9 protein-coding genes are annotated in these 8604 nt (G+C 65.7%); 4 read left to right on the plus strand and 5 right to left on the minus strand.

Annotated features, from left to right (window positions below):
- The first annotated feature begins 7 nt into the window (after positions 1-7).
- Together ACM9NP_RS21075 and moeZ are read left to right on the plus strand one after the other, a co-directional pair.
- On the plus strand, positions 8-805 hold the full coding sequence (locus ACM9NP_RS21075; protein WP_415648491.1) for a DUF3152 domain-containing protein: 798 nt from the start codon (positions 8-10) through the stop codon (positions 803-805).
- 23 nt (positions 806-828) lie between these two features.
- Positions 829-2007: an adenylyltransferase/sulfurtransferase MoeZ gene (gene moeZ / locus ACM9NP_RS21080; RefSeq protein WP_415648492.1), complete on the plus strand. Its 1179-nt coding sequence runs from the start codon at positions 829-831 to the stop codon at positions 2005-2007.
- Positions 2008-2062: 55 nt separating this feature from the next.
- Here the strand turns inward: moeZ and ehuA are convergent, their stop codons facing one another.
- The 4 genes from ehuA to ACM9NP_RS21100 are packed head-to-tail and all read right to left on the minus strand — an operon-like array spanning position 2063 to position 5140.
- Positions 2063-2860: an ectoine/hydroxyectoine ABC transporter ATP-binding protein EhuA gene (gene ehuA, locus ACM9NP_RS21085; RefSeq protein ID WP_415648493.1), complete on the minus strand. Its 798-nt coding sequence runs from the start codon at positions 2858-2860 to the stop codon at positions 2063-2065.
- The gene (gene ehuD / locus ACM9NP_RS21090; RefSeq protein WP_415648500.1) at positions 2850-3473 is read right to left on the minus strand and encodes an ectoine/hydroxyectoine ABC transporter permease subunit EhuD; all 624 of its coding nucleotides are present in this window, start codon (positions 3471-3473) and stop codon (positions 2850-2852) included. Before ehuD ends, ehuA begins: the two co-directional genes overlap by 11 nt.
- A gap of 29 nt (positions 3474-3502) precedes the next feature.
- Positions 3503-4234 carry an ectoine/hydroxyectoine ABC transporter permease subunit EhuC gene (gene ehuC, locus ACM9NP_RS21095; RefSeq protein WP_415648494.1) on the minus strand — a complete coding sequence of 244 codons (732 nt, stop codon included), beginning with the start codon at positions 4232-4234 and terminating at the stop codon, positions 3503-3505.
- Positions 4235-4240: 6 nt separating this feature from the next.
- Positions 4241-5140 carry a transporter substrate-binding domain-containing protein gene (locus tag ACM9NP_RS21100; protein WP_415648495.1) on the minus strand — a complete coding sequence of 300 codons (900 nt, stop codon included), beginning with the start codon at positions 5138-5140 and terminating at the stop codon, positions 4241-4243.
- 322 nt (positions 5141-5462) lie between these two features.
- On the opposite strand from ACM9NP_RS21100, the gene ACM9NP_RS21105 reads away from it, so the two are divergent.
- Positions 5463-6170, plus strand: coding sequence for a GntR family transcriptional regulator (locus ACM9NP_RS21105; protein ID WP_415648496.1), 708 nt, complete (start codon positions 5463-5465; stop codon positions 6168-6170).
- Between the two features lie 63 nt (positions 6171-6233).
- Here the strand turns inward: ACM9NP_RS21105 and ACM9NP_RS21110 are convergent, their stop codons facing one another.
- A complete protein-coding gene (locus ACM9NP_RS21110; RefSeq protein WP_415648497.1) occupies positions 6234-6896 on the minus strand; it encodes a ferritin-like fold-containing protein in 663 nt (220 codons plus the stop codon).
- Between the two features lie 136 nt (positions 6897-7032).
- Here ACM9NP_RS21110 and ACM9NP_RS21115 point away from each other — a divergent pair.
- The coding region (locus ACM9NP_RS21115) for a DEAD/DEAH box helicase (protein ID WP_415648498.1) at positions 7033-8604 on the plus strand (1572 nt) is incomplete at its 3' end.

Raw genomic sequence — 8604 nt, forward strand, 5'->3', positions numbered from 1 at the left:
GGCGACGATGTCGAGATCGAGCCGAGCTAGACAACGCATGCTGCGCCGCCGTCGACGGAGCGTCCTCCTCGCGGTGCTGCTGCTGGCAGCGACCGCGGCCCTGTCCATCGTGATCGTGAACAACGATCCCGATACGGCTCCGACCAGCGGAGACGTCGCCGCGGCGGCTCCGGAGTCATCGCCGTCGGCCCCGCCGACGAGCGCTTCGCCATCACCGTCGCCGACGCCGGGCCCGGAGGACGTCGTGTACGAGGGCGACGGGGAATGGACGTACGCCAAGGTCGAGTCGGACGAGCCGATCGGTGACGACGGTCAGTTGATGCGATTCAACATCGCCGTCGAGGGCGGGCTCGGCGCCGATCGCGACGAGTTCACCGACGTCATCCTCGACACCTTCGGTGACGAGCGTGGCTGGACCGCCGCGCAGGAGTGGCGTTTCGAGATGGTCGGCAAGGGCCAGTCCGATTTCACGTTGTACCTCGCTTCGCCCGCGACCCGGCAGAGCCTGTGCGGCGACGGCGACGACTACACGTCCTGCCGCAACGGCAACTCGGTCGTGATCAACTACGAGCGCTGGGTCCTCGGCGTTCCGCACTGGGACGAGTCGATCGAGGACTATCGGCATTACGTGATCAATCACGAGGTCGGTCACCGGCTCGGCGAAGGCCACGTCGTCTGCCCGAAGAAGGGCGACCCGTCGCCGGTCATGGCGCAGCAGACGCTCCAGCTCGGTGGCTGTGAGCCCAACGCGTGGCCGTATGTCGACGGCGAATACATCACAGGTCCGATGGGGGAATACGGCTGAGGCGCTGAGGCATTATTGGTGGCATGTCGTTGCCACCACTGGTCGAACCGGCCGAAGAACTGTCCGTCGACGAAGTCCAGCGCTACTCCCGCCACCTGATCATTCCGGATGTGGCGATGGCCGGGCAGAAGCGTCTCAAAAACGCCCGCGTGCTGTGTGTGGGCGCCGGCGGTCTCGGTTCGCCGGCGTTGATGTATCTCGCGGCGGCCGGTGTCGGCACCCTCGGGATCGTCGATTTCGACGTCGTGGACGAGTCGAATCTGCAGCGTCAGGTCATTCACGGCCAGGCCGACATAGGCAAGCCGAAGGCCTTGTCGGCGGCGGAGACGATCGCGCAGATCAACCCGCTCGTCAAGGTGATCGTCCACAACGAACTGCTGTCCAACGACAACGTGATGGACATCTTCGCCGGATACGACCTGATCGTCGACGGCACCGATAACTTCGCGACGCGGTACATGGTCAACGACGCGGCGGTCCTGCTCGGCAAGCCGTACGTGTGGGGATCGATCTACCGTTTCGACGGGCAGGCGAGCGTCTTCTGGGCCGAGAACGGCCCCTGCTACCGCTGCCTGTACCCGGAGCCCCCGCCGCCCGGCATGGTGCCCTCGTGCGCCGAGGGCGGTGTGCTCGGCGTGCTGTGCGCGTCGATCGGCTCGATCCAGGTGACCGAGGCGATCAAACTGCTGACGGGCATCGGCGACCCGCTCGTCGGGCGCCTCATGGTCTACGACGCGCTCGAGATGACGTACCGTACGGTCAAGGTCAAGAAGGACCCCAACTGTGCGCTGTGCGGTGAGAACCCCACGGTGACGGGTCTGATCGACTATGACGATTTCTGTGGCGCAGTCAGCGAGGAGGCAACAGCGGCCGTGCAAAACTCCACCATCACCGCTTCGGAATTGAAGGAATGGATCGACGCGGGCAAGGACATCGACATCATCGACGTCCGCGAGCCCGCCGAATGGGAGATCGTGCGCATTCCCGGTGCCCGCCTGCTTCCGAAGGGCGACATCGTGTCCGGTGCGGCGCTGTCCGAGTTGCCGACCGAGCGTCAGGCCGTGTTCTACTGCAAGGCCGGTGTCCGGTCCGCGGAGGCGCTCGCCGCCGCGAAGGCCGCCGGGCTGTCGAACGCGGTCCACGTCCAGGGGGGCGTCCTAGCCTGGATCAAGCAGGTCGACCCGAGTCTTCCTTCTTATTAAGACGTGACGAGGAAGGGGCGTCCCGACCGGGGCGCCCCTTCCTCGTGTCTTCGACTCAAGAGGATTCGCCGAGGACGGCTCTCAGGAACGACTGGGTGCGTTCGTGCTTCGGCTCGCCGAACATCGCGTCCGGTGCCGAATCCTCCACGATCACTCCACTGTCGAACATCATGACCCGGTCGGAGACGTCGCGAGCGAAGCCCATCTCGTGGGTCACGATGAGCATCGTGATGTCGGTCGTCTCCGCGATGTCCTTGAGCAGGTCGAGCACGTCGACGACGAGTTCGGGGTCGAGCGCCGAGGTCACCTCGTCGAGCAGGAGGATGTCGGGCCGCATCGCAAGGCTCCGGGCGATGGCGACCCGCTGCTGCTGACCGCCCGAAAGCTGCGACGGGTAGGCGTCCTCCTTGTCCGACAACCCGACCAGGTCGAGCAGTTCCCGTGCCCTGACGACCGCCTCGTCCTTGCCGACACCGAGGGTGTGCACGGGGGCTTCGGTGATGTTGCGCAGTACCTTCATGTTCGGGAACAGGTTGAACTGCTGGAACACCATGCCGATGCGTTTGCGAACCTCGCGCAGGTGGGCTTCGGTGGCGGTGACGAGGCGTTCGCCCTTTCGCATGTGCGACAGGGGTTCGCCTTCGACCCAGATGACGCCGTCGGTGACCTTCTCCAGGGTCATCAGCAGCCGCAGGATCGTCGTCTTGCCGGACCCGGACGGGCCGATCAGTGTGACGCGTTCGCCGGGCTGCACGCTGAAATCGAGACCGCGCAACACTTCCAGGTCGCCAAAGCGCTTGACGACGTTCTCGAAGTGAACGGCGGGCGCTGTCGTGGGGGTGTCAGTTGACAAGGCGCTTCTCCAATTTCCGCATGAGGACTGCCGTCGGGTAGCTGGCCGCGAGGAAGATCAGACCCGCGATCGTGTAGCCCTCGACGAAGCCCGAGTAGTGCTGGTTCTGATAGGACTCGACCTGGGCGATCATCTCGCCGAGACCGATCGCCGTCAGGATCGGGACCTCCTTGAACATCGAGATGATGTAGTTGCCGAGCGCCGGGATGACCCGTCGGACGGCCTGCGGCAGGATCACGTGTTGCCAGGCGTATCGGCGAGGCAGGGACAGCGCCGTGATCGCCTCCCATTGGCCGACGGGAATGCCGTCGATGCCGGCGCGATAGACCTCGGCGGTGTACGTCGCGTAGTGGACGCCCAGGACGATGACGCCGACGGTCAACGGCGTCGTGTCGCCCAGGAGCGGCGCTAGCCCGAACCACACGAAGAACAGCTGCACCAGCAGCGGCGTGTTTCGGATGAACTCCATGATTCCGAACAGCGGCGCGGTGATGTAGCGCGGCGCCGACCGGTTGACGATCGCGACGATGAGGCCGAGCACGAGCGCGACGATCGAGGCGAGCAGCGTCACCAACAGGATGACGCGGAAGCCGTCCAGTAGCGCGGGGAGCATCGCCTCGGCGGTGTCCCAGTTCCAGATGTTCACCCGGCCACCTCCGACGCTTTGAGTCCGCCTTGCGTGAACGTGGGTTTGTCAGGTGGTCCCTGACCCAGCCCGGCCTTGCCGCGCCGTTCGAGCCAGCGCATCCCGGAGGCCAGGAGATAGGACATGACGAAGTAGACGACCAGCAGGACGGCGAAGATGATCACCGCGTCGGCCGCCGACGCGTGGGACCGCAGACGTTGCGCCGCCGCCGTCAGGTCGACGAGCCCGATGAGGGAGACGAGCGCGCTGCCTTTGAGGACCTGGATTCCGAGGTTGCCGAACGGAGGGATCATCTCCACCCACGCCTGTGGGATGACGACGAGTCGGAGTTTCTGCCAGGTCGTGAAGTTCAACGCGACACACGCCTCCCACTGCGCCTTGGGAACGGCGGCGATCGCGCCCCGGACGATCTCGGAACCGTACGCGCCGTAGTTGAGGCCAAGTACGAGGATGCCGATGGCGATCTTCGAGTCGAACTTGACCTGGAAGATCAGCGGCATCGCGTAGACGAACCAGAACAGCTGGACGACGAGAGAGGTGCCCCGGAAGAACTCGATGACGACGCGGGCGACCCCGCGTATCGCGAGGTTGTGGGCACCGGCGGCCAGGCCGAGCAGGAACGAGATCAGCAACGTCAGTACGCAGCCGCCCACGGTGACGAGGACGGTGACGCGTAGCCCGTTGAGCAGCTCCGGTGTTCCGTTGGCGAGGAGTGTGAAGATGTCCATGTCGGGCTACGCTTCGCCCTGGCACAGGCTCTCGGTCGTGTACTGCTCCGCCGGGAACTCGTTGTCGGTGAAACCGAACGGCTCGGTGATCGACAACCAACGTGCCTTGTCGCCCTTGATCTTCGCGAGTTCGGCGTTGACGGCGTCCCTGAAAGCGGTGTCGGCCGGACGGAACACGGCGCCACCGGCGCCCATCTGTTCCTTACCGTCGATGACCGGAACGAAGGGTTCGACCGTCTCGAACTCGCCGCCGCTCTGCTGCGCGGCGTAGTTCAGCGCCGGCGCGGTCAGGGCGATCGCGTCGATGCGGCCGCTGGCGAGCTCGCTCTTGAGGTCGTTGAGGTTCTTGATCTCGGCGATGTTGGCGGCGTCGACACCGGCGGCCATGGCCTGGTCCTTCTCGACGGCACCGCTGACGACACCGAGGGTGAGCTCGGAGTCGATGAAGGACGTGTAGTCGACGAGCTCGTTGGGGTTGTCCTTCGGCACGAGCAGGGTGCTCGCGGTGATGTAGTCCGGTTCGGAGAAGATCGCCTCCGCGCAGCGCTCCGGGGTGATGAACATTCCGGCCGTGATCAGGTCGTAGTCCCCCGCGTTCAGGCCCGGGATCAAGGAGTTCCAGGGCACGATGGAGGTCTCGATCTGACCGTCCTTTGCGCCGAGTTCCTTGAGGATCGCGGTGTACATCTCGACGGACTCGCCAGTGACGGTCCCTCCGTCGTCGAAGGCGTACGGGGGTTCGTTGGACAGACCAATGCGGACGACTTCGCCGTCCTTGATCTTGGCAAGGGGATCGCCACCGACAGAGGAGCACGCGGACAGGAGACTCGGGGCGGCCACGACACCTGAGGCGACGATCGCGCCCCGGAAGACATTGCGCCGGGTCCAGCGCGTTTCAGCACTCACGTCAGATTCCTTTCGGTCAATCAGCTTGTGATCCTGGGGGCTTCGATAACCGATGATCTTAGTGCCTAACATATGTTTGTCGACAATCTTATTATTGACTTTCGGTAACGATACCTCCAGTGACGGCCCGCACGCGCGGGCGGCCGCGGTCACCTGCGGAAGCGCTCCGGTAGGTTCAAGGCATCGGTTCCCGAAAACACACGCGGGCAAGGACAGCCCGCCCGTCAAAGGAGGTATTGCGGTGCCGCAGCATGCGTTCCCACGGACGTCCCCCGCCATCGGCGCCCGCCTCGAACCGGTATTGCGTCCCTCCACTGTTGATATGATCGCCGATCGTATTCGGGAGGCGATCCTGTCAGGGACGCTTCCGCCCGGCGCATCACTCGGCGAGGCCGATATGGCACATCAACTCGGCGTCAGCCGGGGTCCGTTGCGCGAGGGGATGCAACGGCTCGTTCAGGAGGGGCTCCTGACGACGATCCGGAGGCGAGGACTCGGGGTCGTCACGATGACCAATGAGGACGTCTACGACGTCTACCTGATGCGTTCGTCGGTCGAGCGCGCCGCCGCCCGCCAGTTGCTGCGGGCGGATCCTCGGCACATCAAGCACACGGTGAAGCTGCTGACGGCGGAACTGCGGAAGATGAACCGCGCCGCCGCGAAGGGGTCCGCGCGCCAGCTCGGCGACTGCGACCTGAACTTCCACCGGACGCTCGTCGACGCGGCCGGCAGCCGACGGCTGTCACGCGCGATCCGCACCCTGCTGGTCGAGACGCGACTGTGCACTTTCTCCATCCACGACTCGCTGGAGGTGCGGGCCGACCTCGCGGCGAGCCACGAACAACTCGTCATCGCGCTGTCGGACCGCGACGAACCGCGACTGTCGGCGCTGTTGGAGGCCCACATGGCGGACGCGGCCGAATGGCTCACGAATCCGCCGAGGCTCGTCGACGACTTCCCGACACTGGCGTCGCCGACTCCGGACAGTCCACAGCCATTGGACCGACTGGACATTCCCGACGGGTTGTGACCGTCGATCAGTGACCGGCGGACGTGGCGTCGCCACGTCCGCCGTCATTCCGGCCGTCGCCGGTCAGTTGCTGAGCCCGACCGTCGTCATGCGGTCGGCGTGGGCCTGCATGAGGCGCTTGATCAACTCGCCGACCTTGTGCAGATCGCCCGTCCCCGCCACGATGAGCCCCGTCAACGCGTCGTCCTCCGCCGCGACGCGCTGCGCCTGGCTCAACGCCTCACCGACGAGCCGCCGGGCCCACAGCGCGAGCCGGTTCGCCACGGCCGGATCCGCCTCGATCGCCGACTGCAGTTCCTCGACGGCGAAGTCGTTGTGCTCGTCGTTGTGCAGCACGTCGAGCACGAGCTCCCGGTCGATCGGGTCGAGCAGCGTGGCCACCTCGCGGAAAAAGTCGTCAGCGATGCCGTCCCCGACGTATGCTTTGACGAGCCCCTCAAGCCAATCTCGGGGGGCTGTCGAGTTATGGAACGCATCGATGGCGCCGACGAACGGCTTCATCTCCAGTTCCGGGGAACCGCCAAGCTCAGTTATGCGAGCGGTCAATCGTTCGTAATTGGCTATTTCCACCGCCGCCATCGCCGACAGGCGAGCGCGTCTCGGTAGATCCGGCGCCAAGCGAGCGTCGACGGCCGTCCGGTCAAAGGCGACCAGTTCCCCGTACGCGAGCATTCCGAGCAGCGCGGTCACCGATTCGGTCGACGGCGATAGAGGGTGAGATGCCATACGCGGCAGGCTACCGTTCACCTGAGATGGCGGGGTCGGCGCGTACCATTGGTTGACGAACAGACTTCAAGGCAGTACACGAGTTGTACACATGCCACGAAATAGGGACAATACACTGCAAAGCAACATTGATAGTGTGGCCCAATCCCAGGAACAACACCTCGGTGATCCCGCCACTCACGTTTCTCCGCCTCCGGCGGTGCGGAACGACGCCCCCACCTTTTCGGAGCTGGGCGCCCGCACCGAGACCGTCGAGGCCCTCGCGGCGATGGGCATCACGACCGCTTTCGCCATCCAGGAATACGCGATCCCCATCGCGCTTCGCGGTAACGACATCATCGGCCGCGCCCCCACCGGCACCGGTAAGACACTCGGTTTCGGTGTGCCCATCCTCGAACGCGTCACCAGCCCGTCCGACGGCGCCACCGGCAAACCGCAGGCACTCGTCGTCGTTCCGACCCGCGAGCTGGGCCTTCAGGTTTCGCGTGACATCGCCGACGCCGGCGCCACACGCGGCATCCGTGTCCTTCCGGTCTACGGTGGACGCGCCTACGAACCACAGATCGAGGCACTGCGCACCGGTGTCGAGATCGTGGTCGGCACGCCGGGGCGACTGATCGACCTGATCAAGTCGAAGCACCTGCGGCTCGACGAAGTGCACACGGCCGTCCTCGACGAGGCCGACCGCATGCTCGACCTCGGTTTCGCCGAGGACGTCGAGAAGCTGCTGAAGGGGCTCCCGGAGGACCGGCAGACGATGCTGTTCTCCGCGACGATGCCGGACGGAATCGTCGCGCTGTCGCGGAAGTTCCTGCGGCAGCCGATGACGATCCACGCCGACGTCACCACCGACCAGGCGCCGAGCAAGCAGACCGAGCAGTTCGCCTATCTGACGCACTCGTTGAACAAGATCGAGGTGCTCGCTCGGATCCTTCAGGCGAAGGGCCGCGGCTTGACGATGGTCTTCTCGCGCACCAAGCGCCACACCCAGCGCATCGCCGACGATCTGGAGTTCCGCGGCTTCGCCGTCGCGGCCGTCCACGGCGACCTCGGTCAGAACGCCCGGGAGCGCGCCCTGCGCGCCTTCCGCAGCGGGAACATCGACGTGCTGGTGGCGACGGACGTCGCCGCTCGCGGGCTTGACGTTCGGGACGTGACCCACGTCGTCAACTACGACAGCCCCGATGACGCCGAGACCTACGTGCACCGCATCGGTCGCACCGGTCGCGCGGGCGCCACGGGTGTCGCGGTGACCTTCGTCAGTTGGGAGGACATGCCCCGCTGGAAGATCATCTCCAAGACCCTGGAGATGGACTTGGCGGATCCGCAAGAGACCTACCACACCTCGGATCACCTGTACACCGATCTGAGCATCCCCGAGGGCGCCCCGGCAAGCCTGCCGTCGGCGGACCGCAAACGCGCGGGGCTGTCGGCGGAACAGGACATCGACATCGAGGGCGGTTCGTCGCGTCGCGGGCGCAAGGCGCCCAGGCAGCGCGGCGGTGCCGGTGGACGGCGACGCGAGTCGGCCGCCGAGACGGAGACGGTGGAGACCACCGAGCGTCCGGCGCGGAAGCGTCGTCGGACCCGTGCCGGCTCGACCAAGGACGCGACCGCTCAGGCCTCTCAGCGTGACGTCGCAACCGTCAGCGACACGTCGCCGCAGACATCCGATGGCGAGGCTTCGACCCCGCGTCGGCGCCGGCGC

Origin of the sequence: Stackebrandtia soli (assembly GCF_965137155.1) — a bacterium.
Lineage (GTDB): Bacteria > Actinomycetota > Actinomycetes > Mycobacteriales > Micromonosporaceae > Stackebrandtia > Stackebrandtia soli.